This is a genomic window from bacterium (assembly GCA_020444065.1).
Classification (GTDB): Bacteria; Sumerlaeota; Sumerlaeia; order SLMS01; family JAHLLQ01; genus JAHLLQ01.
Genome location: JAHLLQ010000002.1, coordinates 296,600 through 311,156 on the forward strand (window position 1 = coordinate 296,600; position 14,557 = coordinate 311,156).

Sequence of the window (14,557 nt, forward strand, 5' to 3'; positions counted from 1 at the left end):
CTCACATTCCCTCGTTCACAGATTCCAGAAGTTGCAGCAGATCGCCGGCCGTGCGGTAATTGTCGCCGGCTCCCATTGTCATGACCAGATCGCCGGCGCGCAGCCTGCCCGCGAGTTGCGGCGCAATCTCACGCCGCTGCGGGATCACGCTCAAGTTCTTCTGTCCCGCGTTTTCGAGTCGCTTTGCCAACGTCTCGATTGTAACGCCCGCGATGGGCTCCTCGCCGGCGGAGTAGATGTCCGTCAGAATAACCTGATCGCATCCGGCGAATGCCACGGCGAATCCGCCAAGCAAATCGCGCGTTCGCGTGAAGCGATGCGGCTGGAAGATCACTATCAGTCGACCACCACTGTCCGTGGCCGCACGACGAGCCGCCGCGATGGTGGCACTGATTTCAGTCGGATGGTGCGCGTAGTCATCGACCACGGTAATGCCATTGACGCGCCCCTTGATCTCGAAGCGCCGCCCCACGCCGTGGAAGTTCTCCAGCGCGCCGTCGAGGCTCTCCGGATCGGCTCCCAGCAGCAGTGCCAGCGCAATCGTGCCCACGGCATTCTCGACATTCTGCAGCCCTGGCACACCGAGCGTATAGCGCCGGACGAACTTCTTGCCGGCGTAGATGTCGAAGCTCGACTCGAGCGGCCCCAAATCGATCCGTGCGGCGCTGAAATCGCCTGTCTGTGCACGCACGCTGTAGGTTTTCACCGGACGATTGACCATGTGGCGCAGGCGGCACGCACCTACATCGTCGATGCACATCAGAACGTGTCCCAGCTCGGGAACGGCCTGCACGACGCGGCGATAGCCTTCCACCATGCGTACTTCCGTGCCCCAGTAATCCATGTGATCCGACTCGACGTTCGTCACGATCAAGTGCTGTGCGGGCAGGCGTTCGAACGTACCATCGCTTTCGTCCGCTTCGGCGACTGCCCATTCCAGTCCGCCAATGCGGACATTGCCGTCGAAGGCCGGCACGCGGCCGCCGACAAACACCCACGGATCGAAACCGGCAGCTTCCATCAGCAGGCCCATCATCGCACTGGTCGTGGTCTTGCCGTGCGTGCCGGAGATCAGCACCGACTGGCGCGTTTGCAGGAACATCGCGAGCGCCTCGCTGCGATGAACGATCGGCAGATTGCGTTCGACCGCGGCGATGTATTCCGGATTGTTCTTCGGAATTGCGGAGGAAAGGATCACACGATCCACGGTAATCGGCAGATTGTCCGCCGCATGGCCGGAGAAGACCTTCGCACCACTTGTGATCAGCTTGTGGCAGGACGCGCCGCAATTCATGTCACTACCGGTCACGCGAATGCCGCTCGCCATCAGCGCGTGCGCGATAGCGCTCATCCCGCAACCGCCGATGCCGATCAGGTGCGCGCTCGCGAAACCGAGGGGATCCTTCGGCTGTGCGATGGCGGGCGCCTGCGACGCAGGGCGAATGTCGTTTTGCGGAACGGTCCGGTTGTTCAGTTCTTGCGGCGTCATAGGTGCGTTCTCCGGGAGCTTCATGCGGTCAATCTTTCGGGACGGTTCTCGGTGTGCGGTTCCATTTCCGGCGGCATATCCATCAACTCGCGGGCGATGATCTCCGCGGCGCGCGGCCGAGAGTGCCCCTTCGCGGCCGCAGCCATTGCCTCGCGACGATCGGCGCAATGCAGGATCGATAGAATCGTCTCCGCCATGCGCGCACCGGTCAGCGTCGACTCTTCGAGCAACTCCGCCGCGCCGAGGCCGGACAGCGCCCGCGCATTCGAGAGCTGGTGGTTGTCCTTCGCATACGGATACGGAACGAGAATCGAGGGAAGGCCCAGAGCGGCGATCTCGGCGAGCGTGCTCGCGCCCGCGCGACTGATTACCAGGTCCGACGCGGCGTAAGCGTTCTCCATATCGCGAATGTAATCGAACAATCGAACCTGGATTCTGTCCGGGGCGATGCCTTCGATCTGATCACGAACCGTCTTCAGGTTCACCGGCCCCGCGGACCACAGCAGCCCCAGCGGCCGATCCGGCGTGCAGGACTCGGCGAGGTGGCCGATCGCTTCCACCATGGATTCATTCAGCGCACGCGCGCCCTGGCTGCCGCCCAGAACGAGCGCGACCGGCATTCCCGAATCGAAACCGTACTGCGCTCGCGCCGCCGGGCGATTGCACTCCAGCAGACTCGGCCGCACCGGCGTTCCGATGACCTGCGTCACCGAGCCTCGTTTCAGGCGACGGGCTGCCGCGTCGTGTGCAAGGAAGACGCAGCGGGCACGTTTCGCGAACAGGCGAGTGACTTGACCCGGAACCGAGTTTGACTCGTGCATGAAGAACGGAATGCGCTGCATGCGTGCTGCCAGGAGAACCGGCGCACAAACGTATCCACCCATCGCCAGGATGGCGTGCGGACGGAAGTCGCGCAGGATCGCGCGCGACTGGAGGATCGACCGCGCATACGAAGCCAACTGCGGTACGGCAAATACCGAAAGGCGCGGCGGTCGGTCGCATGCGAGTTTCACGGGAAACTCGTCGGCGCTGTCGAATGCGGTGCGTTCGATCCCGCGACTGCCGGACAGGTAGCGCACGACGGTGTCATCGCCAAAATGTGTACGAAGGAACGAGCCCACGCTGAGTGCCGGTGCCACATGACCGCCCGTGCCGCCGGCAACGATCAGTATCCGGCGCGGGAATTGGGGCTCTTCCTCAAACGTCCAAAACATCCTACTGCTCCCGATATCGGGTCTCGTTATTCTTGACCGCCTCGGCTGAGGGCCGTGTAGTTCGCGATGTTCAGCAAAATCCCCACGGCCAGCAGTGTCGCCACGAGCGACGAACCGCCATACGTGAAGAAGGGCAAGGCGAGTCCTTTGGTAGGGGCCATGCCGAGTACGACAAAGAAATTGATGAAGGCTGCACAGGCGATCGTCAGCGTCAGGCCCGCCGCAACAAGGCCGCCGAAGTAATCCGGTGCGCGATACGACGTGCGGAAGCCAAGGAACGTGAATGCAAGGAACAGCAGCACGATGCAGCAGGCGCCGATCAGGCCGAGTTCCTCGCAAACGATCGCGAAGATGAAGTCAGTGTGCGCTTCGCTGAGGAAGTGGTACTTCTGCAGCCCCATCCCCAGCCCACGGCCCCACAAGCCGCCGGAACCCACGGCGATCAGCGACTGGTTCAACTGGTAACCGTGGGTCAGCGCATAGCGCTCTGGATTCAGCACCGCCAGGATGCGATTGATGCGATAGGAGTGCTGGAACAACAGAAACGCCAGCACCGGCATTGAGGCCACCAACAATGTTGCGAGGTGAGATAGCCGCATCCGCGCCAGGCACCACATGCCGAGCATCACGGTGCCCATTACGATGATGGTTCCGAGGTCGCGTTCCAGAACCACAAGCACGGCGAACACGCCCCAAATGGCAATCGTCGGCAGAAAGCCGCGCTTCCATTCGCGGATTTCGTCGCGCTTCTCGCTCAGGAACTTCGCCATGAAAAGAACAAGAGCGATTTTGGCGAACTCAGATGGTTGAATCGTAATGGGCCCAAGGCGAAGCCAACGCCGCGCCCCCTTTGCGGAAACTCCCAGGGGCGTTGCCAATACCAGCAACAGGATCACCAGTGCGGCGAGCAGCACGATGGGCGCGTAGCGTTCGATTTTGTCGATCGGCATCGACATCAGGATGATCATTCCCACCAGGCCTGCAGCCGCCCAGACAATCTGGCGCTGCAGGTAAGCGGCATTGTGATGGAACTCGAAGCTCTCCTCCGGCAAGTCCTGCTGCGCGGCGATCGACCGCCTGGTCTCCAGCCCCGCACGCGCACCACTGGCGCTGTACACCATCACGATGCCCAACGACAGAAGGGCCGTGATGATAATCGCCATGAGCGCGGCGGGGCTGTTGATCAGGATCGGCTTCATGTTCGTGTTCCCGTCGAGGTGTTATCGGTTCAGGGTTCGATGACCTGGCGAACGTGGCGCTTGTAGATCCGGCCGCGCTCTTCGTAGTCCTTGTACATGTCCCAACTTGCACAGGCGGGGCTGAGAAGAACGACGTCGCCTTCGTTGGCGAAGGAATCGGCCTGCTTCACGGCCTCTTCCATGTCCTTGACGACCTTGGTCTCAACCAGTCCGCTCCACTGCTTCTGCATCAGCGGGGCCGCTTCGCCCAATAGTACCAGAGCCTTCACACGATCGCGGACAAGTTGCGTCAAGCGGTCGTAGTTCGCGTTGCGATGCTGTCCGCCCGCGACCAGGACAACTGGCTTGTCAAAGCTCAGTAGAGCCTTCTCAAGTGAATCGACGTTTGTGGCCTTGGAGTCGTTGTAGAACAGCACTCCGCGAGGCGATGCGCCTACAAACTCGATACGATGCTCGACGCCTTTGAACTTACGGAGAGTCGCCAGCAGGCTGTCGAGCGACGCGCCCATGCGGCGGCCGAGGATCAGGGCGGCCAACGTGTTCTCCACGTTATGCATGCCGGGGATGGGAACATCCTCGAGCACGCAGACAGGGACCTTCAGGCCGTCTTCGACCAGGAAGATCGTGTCGCCATCGAGATACGCGCCTTGCTCGACGCGCTCCTTCATCGAGAACCACCACACGTTGGCGTAGGTCTCTTCGGCGGCCTTGCGGCAAAGGGGATCGTCGTAATTCAGGATCAGGTGATCGCCCTCTTCCTGGTTTTCGGTGATGCGATACTTGGCTTCGATGTAATCCCGCATATCGGGATAACGATCTTCGTGGTCGCGCGAGATATTCAGGATCGCGGCGACGTGCGGGTGAAAGCGCTCGATCGACTCGAGCTGGAAGCTCGAAACCTCGGTGACGAGAACCGTATCGCGAGTCGTGTCCTGGCTGGCCAGAACGCCGTCCGAAAAAGCGCGCCCGATATTACCGGAAACGACCGCGTTCTTGCCCGCGTCGGTCATCATCTGGCCGACGAGAGTCGTCGTGGTCGTCTTTCCGTTGGTGCCGGTGATCGCGCAGATGGGTGAGCCGGCGAAGTAGGACGCCAACTCGACCTCGGAAATCGTCTCCAGACCGCGATCCATAGCGGCCTGATTCAACCAGTGCTCGAGCGGAACGCCTGGGCTGATGACCAGGGCGTCGCAGCCGTTGAGCACATCCTCGGTGACATTGCCAAAGTGGTAAGTCACCAGGGCGCGGTGCAACCGGCGGATCAGGGAGCGGAACTCCATTGCGGGACGTTCGTCGACGAGGACGACTTCGATCCCGTGATGGCGGAGCAGCGACATGGCGCCGACACCGGAACGGGCGGCACCGAGTACGCAGACTCTTTGATGCGGAAAATCGTGGTTCTTGGTACTAGTCATTTCGTCTTACCTCCGGGAACAGATGAACGGGAGCAGTGGCACTGGAACGACGGGAGCGGCACTGCGGGAACAAATCACTGGGTTTGGTGCCTCGATCTCTGATTCGTGTTCGAGCCGAAGCGGTTTCTGCCTCCTTTCGCTATCGCAGCTTCAACGTGCTCAGACCAGCCAGCGCCAACAGCGCGGACACGATCCAGAAGCGCACGATGATTTGGGATTCGGGAATTCCGGCACGTTCGAAGTGATGATGAATCGGCGTCATCAGGAACACGCGCCGCTTCTTCCAACGGAAAAACGAAACCTGGATGATGACGCTCAGGGCTTCCATCACGAACACGCCGCCGACGATGAGAAGCAGAAACTCCTGCTTCAGCAGCAGCGCTACGGCGCCCAATACGCCGCCCAGCATCATCGAGCCCGTGTCGCCCATGAATACGCGTGCCGGCGGGCTGTTGAACCACAAAAATCCAAAGCAGGCGCCGATGACGGCGGCCATCAGGACGGCGAGTTCGCCCGCGCCACGCACGTGGGGGATGATCAGGTAGCTGGATGCGTCCACGCGACCTGCGAGGTAAGCCACAAGACCGAAGCACAACGTCGCCGAAATCGTGACCCCCGTTGCCAGGCCGTCGAGGCCGTCCGTCAGGTTGACGGCGTTGCTCGTGCCGGCCAGGACGACGATTGCAAACGGGATGTACCACAAGCCGAGCGAGAACGCCCAGTCCTTCACGAATGGGAAGACGATCACATCGCCGCCCGTCATCCCCGCGTGCTGATAGGACACGAGGCCCTTGTAGATCGAAATATACATGATCGCGAAGATTGCGGCGAGGGACGACTGTGCGAGGAGTTTCTTTCGAGCGGACAGACCGTCGGAGTTCTTGTGAACCATCTTGCGATAATCGTCGACAAAGCCGATCGCGGCGAATCCCAGCGCCATCGCGATTGCAAGGCCGAGAACCGGCTGCGTCCAGTCGCCCAGCAGAATCACTGCGCCAAGAACAGACGCGATCATCAGAACGCCGCCCATCGTCGGAACGCCGACCTTGTTGGCGTGCATGTCGAGAAGGCTGATGGCATTGTCGCCCTTCGAATCGCGCACCTGCTGGCCGACCTTCAGGCGACGCAGCCAGGAGATGGTGCGATCGCCGAACGCGATCGAGATCAGGAATGCAACGACCAGCGCGCACGCGGCGCGCACGGTGATGTACTCACCCACTCGCAGGAACGAAAAGGCTTCCTTCTCAGACAACAACTGGGCGAGCCACGGCACCATTAGATCGTCGTCTCCTCGTTGATTTCTTCCGTCATGCGGGTCTGCAGCAGATCGACAAGTCGCTCGAGGCGCGTTGCGCGCGATCCCTTTACCAGGATTGCATCGCCGCTTTCCATGTAGACGCTCAGAATCTCAACGGCCTCGTCCACGCTGGCGGCGATGCAGACGTTCGCCTCTGCGTGATGCGCCTCGTCCGCGATCCAGCGGGCTTGTTCGCCCACACAGATCGTCAGCGCCGGCTTCGTATCCGCCACGGCATCGCCGACGCGTCGGTGCATGCGCTCGCTGAACTGACCAAGCTCCAGCATGTCGCCCAGCACCAGAATGCGACGGCAGTCATCCATCATTTCCGCAAAGGAACGCACCGCTTCGATCGTTGCGCTTGGTGATGCGTTGTAGCAATCCACCACGACGCGCAGCCCGCCGAAGCGGCGGATCTGCGAGCGCATCTCGGGCGCCTGGAACGTCGTCAGACGTTCCGCAATCGTCTGAGGCGAAACGCCCAGCGCGGCGGCCGCAGCCGCTGCTGCCAGTGCATTCTGAACCTGGTAACGTCCAAAAACTGGCAGGAAGACGGGCACCGACTCGTCCGATACACGTAGCGTGAACTGGTAGCCGAACGGGTGACCCTGCTGGATATTGCGGGCCTGCACGTCGGCCTTCATGTGGACGCCGTAGGTCAACACTGTGCTGGGCACGGAGAATTCGCTCCGCACACGCGCGCACTGCGGGCAGTCCGCATTGAGAATCGCGGTCGCACCTTCCGGCAGCGATTCGATCAACTCCGCCTTTGCTGCCAGCAGATGATCCATGCTCTCGAAATTGCCGAGGTGCGCGTCGCCGACATTGGTCAGCAGCGCGATGTCCGGCTGGGCGATCTGCGCCAGTTGAGTCAACTCGCCGCTGTGGTTCATTCCCATCTCGACGATGGCGACTTCGTGGTCTTCGCGCAGGCGAGCCAGAGTGAGCGGCAGGCCAATGTGGTTGTTCTTGTTGCCTTCGGTCGCCAGGACATTCATCTCGCCCCGGCAGACGTGCGCCAGCATTTCCTTCGTCGTTGTCTTGCCGCTGGAGCCGGAAATCGCGAGTACCGTCGGATCGACCTTCTGGCGCCAGTGCCGCGCGATGTCGCCGAGGGCCGTCGTTGTATCCAACACCGTCACGACAAACGCATCGTTCGGCGCGTTGCAAAGGCTGAACTCGCGAGAGCAAACAACACCCGCGGCGCCTTTCTCGAGTGCCTCGAGAACGAATTCCTCGCCATCGTAGTGCTTCCCACGCAGCGCGACGTACACGTCGTCGGCGCGGAGGATGCGCGTATCCGTGCAGAGGCGGTCGACGGGCGTGTCGCCGTTCCCTCGGGCGAGAAAGCCCCCCGTGCACTCCAGAATGTCCGCAACCGTCAAGTTCATCGAGCGTTCTCCACGTGACGTTTTCGATTCATCATGCCCACGTGGGGCGATTGGACTTCACTTCCGTTTCGGCCGGCTTCTGTTCCCATGCCTCGGCCATCGAGCGCAGCACTTCGCGTGCGATCACCCGATCGTCGAACTGGAGTTTCCGTCCGCAGACTTCCTGGTACGTTTCGTGGCCCTTGCCCGCGATGACGACGCAGTCGCCCGACTTGGCCAGCAGCAGCGCGCGCTCGATCGCCAGTGCGCGATCCAACACCACCTGATAGTTGGCGGGCTTAAGACCACTCTGCAGCAGGCCTTCCAGCGCGCCGCGTGCAATGCGCTCCGGGTCCTCAAAGCGCGGGTTGTCCGATGTCACGATGGCATAGTCCGTACGGCGGCCGACGGCTTTGCCCATCGGTGGGCGCTTTGTACGGTCGCGATCGCCGCCACATCCGAATACTGTGATCAGGTCGCCGCTTGTCAGGCTGCGTGCTGTCTGTAGTACCTTCTCCAGCGCATCCGGCGTGTGTGCAAAATCGACAATGACCTGGAATGGCTGGCCTTCATCGATGCGCTCGAAGCGACCGCTGATCGGGCCGACTTCCTCGAGGCCGTTCGCGATCGTCTGCAGATCGATGCCAAGGCTGCGGCAGGCCGAAGCGGCCGCGAGCATGTTCGACAGGTTGAACGCGCCGAGCATCCGTGCATTCACCGTGACGGATTCCTTGCCGGCAACGAGCTTGAAGCTGGTTCCGTCCGGGCGGAAGCAAACGTCTTCCGCGTGGAAGTCCGCCCCCAGGCCTTCGCGGCGTGCGTAGGTGAAGTGATCACCCAGGTAACTGTGGGAGAGCTCCTCGCCGATCGGATCGTCGAGATTGAAGCACGCGGTAGCGCCGGGTGTCGGATCGACAAAATCAAAGAAGAACTGGCGCTTCGTCGCGATGTACGTCGGATAGTCGCCGTGGTAGTCCAGGTGATCCTGTGTCACATTGGTCAGAACGCCCGCGTGGAAGGGCAGACCGGACATGCGCGCCTGGTGAATGCCGTGGCTGGAGGCTTCCATCACAACCGCCTGCACGTTGTCCTTCTCCATCGAGGAGAAGAAGCGCGCCAAGGTCATCGAGTCCGGCGTCGTGATGTGCGCGTCGACGTACTTGCCATCCCAGAACGCTCCGAGGGTTCCGATCAGACCGGTCTTGCGGCCGGCTGCTTCCAGGATGCCCGCGATCATCGATGTCGTTGTCGTCTTGCCGTTCGTTCCCGTGACTCCGACCACAGTCATCGCACGCGAGGGATTGCCATAGAACGCGTGCGCCAGCGGCCCCAGCGCCATCCGTGTATCCGGCACACGAACCATCGTCACGCCGGGGTAGGGAGGAATGTCCTTTTCGACCAGAATGGCCGCCGCGCCGCGCGAAACGGCTTCGGAAATCAGCATGTGGCTGTCGGTCTTTGTGCCGACGATTGCGGCGAACATCTGGTTGCGCTCGACCTTCTGGGCGCATGTCGCGATTCCAGTGATCATCACATCCGGATTGCCGTAGATGTCGGCGGCAAGAAGACCGGACAGAGAGACGAGGTGAAGCAGGGAGACAGGTTCAGCGGGGACCATCAGAAATTCCTCCGAGGGGACTGAGCGACGAGAGCGTCTGCGGGAGTGAGGGCGCGTGGGGCGTCCGGAGAAAAGACAACGATTACATCCGAGTTGGAGTCGATCGACTGGCCTGCGGGTGGCGTTTGGTCGGCTGCGCGACCGCTGCCGATGAAGCGCACGCGCTCGAGTTGCGCGGGCAACTGGCTGCGGACTTCCGCCATCGAAAGACCGGCGAGGTTCGGCATCGTGCCGGCCTCCAACGCCGTGGCCTGCGGGAAGAGCAACGGCTGGAATGGCGCGAGATCCGGCGACGAAGCAATATCGTCCTCAGCGCGGAACTCGGTCGGCACCAGGCCTAACTGTAGTGTCGCGCTGCGGGCGATTTTCTGGAAGACTGGCGCGGCCACTTCCGATGCGTAGTGCTTGCCGTGCGGGTTATCGACGAAGACATAGACTGCAATCTTTGGATCCTGAATCGGCAACGCGCCGCCGAAGGACGCGATATACTCTTTGTGTGTATGAATATGTGATTTGACAGTTGTTCCGGTCTTGCCGCCCACGCGGAACCCAGGAACTTGAGCCTTCTTGCCGGTTCCGTTCAGCACGACGTCTTCCATCAGACGGCGCATCAGCTCGCTGGTTGAGGGACGAATAACATGGCGACGGACCGTCGGCTCGAAACGCTCGACAACATTGCCGCGCGAGTCGCGGATTTCCTTCACGATGTAGGGCTGCATCAGGTCGCCGCCATTCACGAGCGACCCGATGGCAGAGCAGATCTGCACGGGCGTCAGGGCCATCTCGTAGCCCATCGGCAACGACGTGCGGCTGAACTTCGTCCAGCGCGACACCGGGTACAGCAGCCCGACACCTTCGCCACCGAGGTCGATGCCGGTCGACTCACCAAAGCCGAACGCACGCAGGTACGCGTACCATTCGTTATTCTCCAGTACTTGTGCCGCCTTCACCGTGCCGACGTTGCTGGAGTGGCGGATCACCTCATAGAAGGGGACGACGTCCAGGTAGTGGCCCGGCGAATCGGTCAAGCGGCGGCCATCGACAACGGCGCGTCCGCCTTCGCAATCGACCAGTGTGTCGATACTGATCTTGCCCGTATCCAGCAGGATCGCCGCGGTGAAGAGCTTCGCCACGGATCCGGTCTCGAGCGGATCGGTCAGGATGCGATTCCGTCGATAGTCGGCGGGGTAATTACCTTGCTCGCTGTTGTCGAATGTTGGCCAGGAAGCGAGTGCGAGGACTTCGCCCGTCATGACATCGATTACGACTGCGCCCGCGGCGTCTGCTTCGAATTCCGCGGCCGCATCGGCCACAGCATTCTCGGCTGTCTCTTGAATTGCCGCATCCAGCGTCAGAATCAGCGAATGCCCGCGAGCGGCCAGGATGTCTTCCTGGTGCACGGGCTGCAGCACCTGGCTGATGGCCGAGCGCGATGCCGTTGTCTCGACTCGGCGGCCCATCATCGTGTCGTTGTACTTCAGTTCCAAACCACCGAGGCCGACGTTGTCGCCATCGCCATCGGTGCCAGTGAAGCCGATCACGTGCGGCGCCAGGTGGCGCGGGTACAGGCGCTTGCTTTCGCGATGGAACCAGAAGCCGCGCCGTGTGATTTCGTACTCGTCGAGCAACTGGCCGACGCGCTGTGCGGCCTGCGGATCCAACTGGCGGCCGAGAGGTACGACGCCGTTGCGCTCGAATCGCGCTGAAATCGTCTCCGGATCCAGGTTGCAGTAATACGCAACCTGCTCCGCGACGGCATCGAGATCGACATCCGCGTGCGGCGCCTTGAAGTACTTCGTATCAACGTAGATGGAGAGTGTTCCGGTGCTGGTAGCCAGGGGGCGGCCGTTGCGATCCAGAATATCGCCACGCTCCGCCTGGACAACGACGCGCTTCGTTTGCTGATTGGAAGCGCGTTCCAGGAATCGCTCGTGAGAAGCCACCTGCAACATGTAGAGTCGAGCGCCGACAAGCCCGGCAAGGAGACAGAACATTGCCCCGAGAAGCAGAACGCGGAATTTGTGCGGAAGTACCAGCATGGTTCAGCAACCATCAACGGGATCGGGGACGTTCGTCGGGAGCGAGGGCAACGCCGGCTCATCGCCCGGCTTGTCGTGCGCTCTCATCTACTGCGATGGGAAACTTGCCTGGGTTCCCCCGGAGCAGCCGAAAAAGCTCCTCCATGACTTCGGCGGACGAGCGATCCGCCAGGCGGGGGTGAAAGAGAACTCGAAATTCGTTGTTGACGGTCTGCGCGCTCTCGTCGATTGACTCGATCCGAACGTGGGGGCCAACAGCGGCTCGAGGGTCGCAACCGGCATCCTTCGACAAGGCAAGATCAGGCTCGGATGATGGGGGGATAGAAATTGAAGGCCGGGAAGCTTTCCAATTTATTTCCCCGTCGTACCAACGGGACCTGGAGCAAGAGGTATTAGGCTGTAGGTGCGTCTTCAAGAACCGGAACTCGGAGCGGTGCGCCTGGAACATCTCGCCGGAACGTGTACTGGAACAGAGAACGGGAACGGGAACTGATCTGCGGGGACTCTGTCTGGAACGGGAACCGACAACGGGAACCAGCGCTGGGAGCGGAACCGGAAATGCCGAGCGTCGAAACCTATCAACGACTCGGACTTTGCGGGCGTCACCCTGCCTGACCTTGCCTTGTGGAAGGATGGCGGCTTCTTCACCACCCTGTCCAACTACTCAGAACACCTCCTTCTGCCACGCGGCCAACTGACGCCGCTTCGCTTCAAGTTCTTCGCGGGCTTCCTGCTGCGCTTCGCGGTAGGCAGCCACGCGCTCTTCGTTCATCGTCAATTCTTCCACGGCGCTCGGATCCGGATCGATCATGCCGAGTTCCTCGATCGCCGTTTCGCGCAACACTTCATCCCGCTGCATCAGGCCAAGGCGCGCTTCGAGTCGCTTCGCCTCATCGCGACGCGCTGTGGTCAGTTCCTGCAGACGAGCGGCTTCGATCTCATAATCACGCGCCTGAAAGCGCATCTTCACGATCGTCAGCCCCATTCCCGTTGCCATTGCACCCGCCAGAAGAATCGCCAGGAGATCTCGAATGCGAAGCGTTACAGGTGCCGGCTCTTTGCGCTTGCGGATCTTCGCCGACTTGGCCGTCGAGCGACGCACGCGCGTCTTCGTCTTGCTGGAGGGACGCCGGGTCATGCCTTCCCTCCCACTCGGCGGATCGTGCGCAAGCGAGCGCTGCGCGAACGCGGGTTGCGCGCAATTTCTTCCTTCGACGGCTTCACTGCGCCACGGCTCTCGACACGGAACTCCAGTCCTTCAGTCGTTGTGGCCGAGTAGGGATTCTCCGGATCGGGACGCGGCGAACCGGCTTCATCGAACAAGCGCTTCGCGATCTTATCCTCACCGCTGTGGAAGCTGATCACACACAGCGTTCCCCCAACGTTCAGTGAATCCATGCAGGCGCGAATGCCTTGCTCTGCGTATGTGAGCTCGCGATTCGTTGCGATGCGAAGTGCCTGGAAGGTACGCGTTGCAGGGTGAATGCCCTTGTGACGTTGCGCGGCGGGGTAGCAGGCCTCTGCGGCGGCAGCCAGTTCGAACGTCGTCTCGAACGGCTTACGCTCGCGCTGCTCGACGATACGGCGCGCGATGCGGCGAGCGTAGCGTTCATCCGCATAGGACCAGAGCCAGTCCCGCAACTGCTGCTCGCTCGCTGTGTTGACCAACTCCGCCATCGACTGCGTCCCTACTTCCTTCGGATTGTAACGCCCATCCAGGGGCACATCTTTCGAGAACCCAAAGCCTCTGCCTTCCTGAACCTGGAGTGAATTAAATCCCAGGTCTAAGATGATGGCATCGGCTCCCTTCAGATCGTTTTCCGCCAGCACGCTCGGCAACTCGTCGTAACGTCGGGGCTCCAGGATTAGGCGAACCCCATCTGTCCCTTCCTCGCCGGCCAACCGCTCTCGAGCCTTCGCCAACATCGACGGGTCGCGGTCCAAGCCGACAAAAACCCCGTTTCCGGCGAGAGCCCGAACCAGGTGGATACCATGGCCGGCACTCCCCAGCGTGCCATCGCAGACGATCTTTCCGGGAACGGCCCCGAGGCGTTCAAGCACCTCGGTTAAGAGTACAGGTTCGTGATACTCCACGCCGTTTTCGGGTCGTCTCCTTACTCAGTTTGTTTCGTTTTCCGGGTCCCCCGATAATCGGTGCCCCCGGGACTTAGTGAAATCTCTGACCTGCTACCCCGCGAGAGAGCCGCCTGTTCGGCGCTCGATCCCGCTTATTGCCGCCTCGCCTTCATTTCGGCTTCCAGTTCCTGGAAGCGATCCTTCACGCTCGCGCGAGTGCCCTTTATCTTGCCACGCTGCGAATCGAACTGGCTTTCCCACTCGTTCATATCGATCACTTCGAGATGCTCGCCAGCGGCGCGGATGAACACCTGACCGGACAGGTGGAGTTTCTTTGCCAGCAAGGACGGGATCTTCACACGATTCTGCTTGTCCAGCGGCACCGTCTCGCACTGCCCCGTCACCCAGGCTGTCATGTCTTCCCAGTCCTGATCGCCAGACGGTCCGTTCTCCAGAACTTCGCAAAGATTGTCATGGACAGTCTTCGGAAAGATGCCTAAGTGTTCACCCATCGTCATTCCGATGACGACGTCCAGGTTTTCGTCGTCTTTGGACTCCCGACCGTACGAGGCATCGATGGAGCGGATCGTCTTAACAAACTTGGCGGGGATCGCGATTCTTCCGCGATCATCCATGCTGACATCGGCAAATCCCTGGAACTTCGCCATGCTGCTTCCGCCATCGTTTCAGGGGGGATTTGGGCAGATACTTCCGGGTTCCCCACATTTCCCCCGAGTCTGGGCTGAACGTGCCGATCAACGTCCAGACCGTCAAGACGAGAATCGTTCTTTGAGCCGCTTCTTAGAATTTCTTTAGGAAACGGTCATATCTTGTATCCGA

12 protein-coding genes are annotated in these 14,557 nt (G+C 61.1%); 1 reads left to right on the forward strand and 11 read right to left on the reverse strand.

The genetic code is table 11. The annotated features are described in order from the left end of the window. Position 1: 1 nt before the first annotated feature. The 8 genes from murC to KQI84_05810 form a co-directional block, all read right to left on the reverse strand. On the reverse strand, positions 2-1,489 hold the full coding sequence (gene murC, locus KQI84_05775) for a UDP-N-acetylmuramate--L-alanine ligase (protein MCB2154374.1): 1,488 nt from the start codon (positions 1,487-1,489) through the stop codon (positions 2-4). Between the two features lie 20 nt (positions 1,490-1,509). Further along, positions 1,510-2,703, reverse strand: coding sequence for an undecaprenyldiphospho-muramoylpentapeptide beta-N-acetylglucosaminyltransferase (gene murG / locus KQI84_05780; protein MCB2154375.1), 1,194 nt, complete (start codon positions 2,701-2,703; stop codon positions 1,510-1,512). A 26-nt stretch (positions 2,704-2,729) separates the two neighbouring features. Next, the gene (gene ftsW / locus KQI84_05785; GenBank protein ID MCB2154376.1) at positions 2,730-3,902 is read right to left on the reverse strand and encodes a putative lipid II flippase FtsW; all 1,173 of its coding nucleotides are present in this window, start codon (positions 3,900-3,902) and stop codon (positions 2,730-2,732) included. Between the two features lie 29 nt (positions 3,903-3,931). Further along, complete coding sequence (gene murD / locus KQI84_05790) at positions 3,932-5,317, reverse strand: UDP-N-acetylmuramoyl-L-alanine--D-glutamate ligase (GenBank protein MCB2154377.1); 1,386 nt, start codon at positions 5,315-5,317, stop codon at positions 3,932-3,934. 139 nt (positions 5,318-5,456) lie between these two features. Beyond that, positions 5,457-6,593: a phospho-N-acetylmuramoyl-pentapeptide-transferase gene (mraY, locus tag KQI84_05795; protein MCB2154378.1), complete on the reverse strand. Its 1,137-nt coding sequence runs from the start codon at positions 6,591-6,593 to the stop codon at positions 5,457-5,459. Further along, complete coding sequence (locus KQI84_05800; protein MCB2154379.1) at positions 6,593-8,005, reverse strand: UDP-N-acetylmuramoyl-tripeptide--D-alanyl-D-alanine ligase; 1,413 nt, start codon at positions 8,003-8,005, stop codon at positions 6,593-6,595. Before KQI84_05800 ends, mraY begins: the two co-directional genes overlap by 1 nt. Positions 8,006-8,036: 31 nt before the next feature. Then, entirely contained in the window at positions 8,037-9,602 is a 1,566-nt protein-coding gene (locus KQI84_05805; protein ID MCB2154380.1) for a UDP-N-acetylmuramoyl-L-alanyl-D-glutamate--2,6-diaminopimelate ligase, read from the reverse strand. Further along, positions 9,602-11,641, reverse strand: coding sequence for a PASTA domain-containing protein (locus KQI84_05810; protein ID MCB2154381.1), 2,040 nt, complete (start codon positions 11,639-11,641; stop codon positions 9,602-9,604). Before KQI84_05810 ends, KQI84_05805 begins: the two co-directional genes overlap by 1 nt. On the opposite strand from KQI84_05810, the gene KQI84_05815 reads away from it, so the two are divergent. Next, positions 11,640-11,873 (forward strand): hypothetical protein, encoded by a 234-nt coding sequence (locus KQI84_05815; GenBank protein MCB2154382.1) that lies wholly within the window; start codon positions 11,640-11,642, stop codon positions 11,871-11,873. The two genes, KQI84_05810 and KQI84_05815, sit on opposite strands and share 2 nt — an antisense overlap. 432 nt (positions 11,874-12,305) lie before the next feature. Here KQI84_05815 and KQI84_05820 read toward each other — a convergent pair whose 3' ends face one another. From KQI84_05820 to KQI84_05830, 3 genes are all read right to left on the reverse strand, one after another. Further along, positions 12,306-12,779, reverse strand: a complete 474-nt coding sequence (locus KQI84_05820; GenBank protein MCB2154383.1) for a hypothetical protein — start codon at positions 12,777-12,779, stop codon at positions 12,306-12,308. Next, a complete protein-coding gene (gene rsmH, locus KQI84_05825) occupies positions 12,776-13,735 on the reverse strand; it encodes a 16S rRNA (cytosine(1402)-N(4))-methyltransferase RsmH (protein ID MCB2154384.1) in 960 nt (319 codons plus the stop codon). The genes KQI84_05820 and rsmH overlap by 4 nt, the downstream gene beginning before the upstream one ends. 134 nt (positions 13,736-13,869) lie before the next feature. Beyond that, positions 13,870-14,385 (reverse strand): hypothetical protein, encoded by a 516-nt coding sequence (locus KQI84_05830; protein ID MCB2154385.1) that lies wholly within the window; start codon positions 14,383-14,385, stop codon positions 13,870-13,872. Positions 14,386-14,557: the final 172 nt, after the last annotated feature.

Excerpts from the sequence above, each read along its gene's own strand:
- KQI84_05805 (MCB2154380.1), bottom strand. The coding sequence starts at position 9,602 with ATGGTCCCCGCTGAACCTGTCTCCCTGCTTCACCTCGTCTCTCTGTCC.
- KQI84_05810 (MCB2154381.1), bottom strand. The coding sequence starts at position 11,641 with ATGCTGGTACTTCCGCACAAATTCCGCGTTCTGCTTCTCGGGGCAATG.
- murG (MCB2154375.1), bottom strand. The coding sequence starts at position 2,703 with ATGTTTTGGACGTTTGAGGAAGAGCCCCAATTCCCGCGCCGGATACTG.
- murC (MCB2154374.1), bottom strand. The coding sequence starts at position 1,489 with ATGACGCCGCAAGAACTGAACAACCGGACCGTTCCGCAAAACGACATT.
- murD (MCB2154377.1), bottom strand. The coding sequence starts at position 5,317 with ATGACTAGTACCAAGAACCACGATTTTCCGCATCAAAGAGTCTGCGTA.
- KQI84_05815 (MCB2154382.1), top strand. The coding sequence starts at position 11,640 with ATGGTTCAGCAACCATCAACGGGATCGGGGACGTTCGTCGGGAGCGAG.
- ftsW (MCB2154376.1), bottom strand. The coding sequence starts at position 3,902 with ATGAAGCCGATCCTGATCAACAGCCCCGCCGCGCTCATGGCGATTATC.
- mraY (MCB2154378.1), bottom strand. The coding sequence starts at position 6,593 with ATGGTGCCGTGGCTCGCCCAGTTGTTGTCTGAGAAGGAAGCCTTTTCG.
- KQI84_05800 (MCB2154379.1), bottom strand. The coding sequence starts at position 8,005 with ATGAACTTGACGGTTGCGGACATTCTGGAGTGCACGGGGGGCTTTCTC.
- KQI84_05830 (MCB2154385.1), bottom strand. The coding sequence starts at position 14,385 with ATGGCGAAGTTCCAGGGATTTGCCGATGTCAGCATGGATGATCGCGGA.
- KQI84_05820 (MCB2154383.1), bottom strand. The coding sequence starts at position 12,779 with ATGACCCGGCGTCCCTCCAGCAAGACGAAGACGCGCGTGCGTCGCTCG.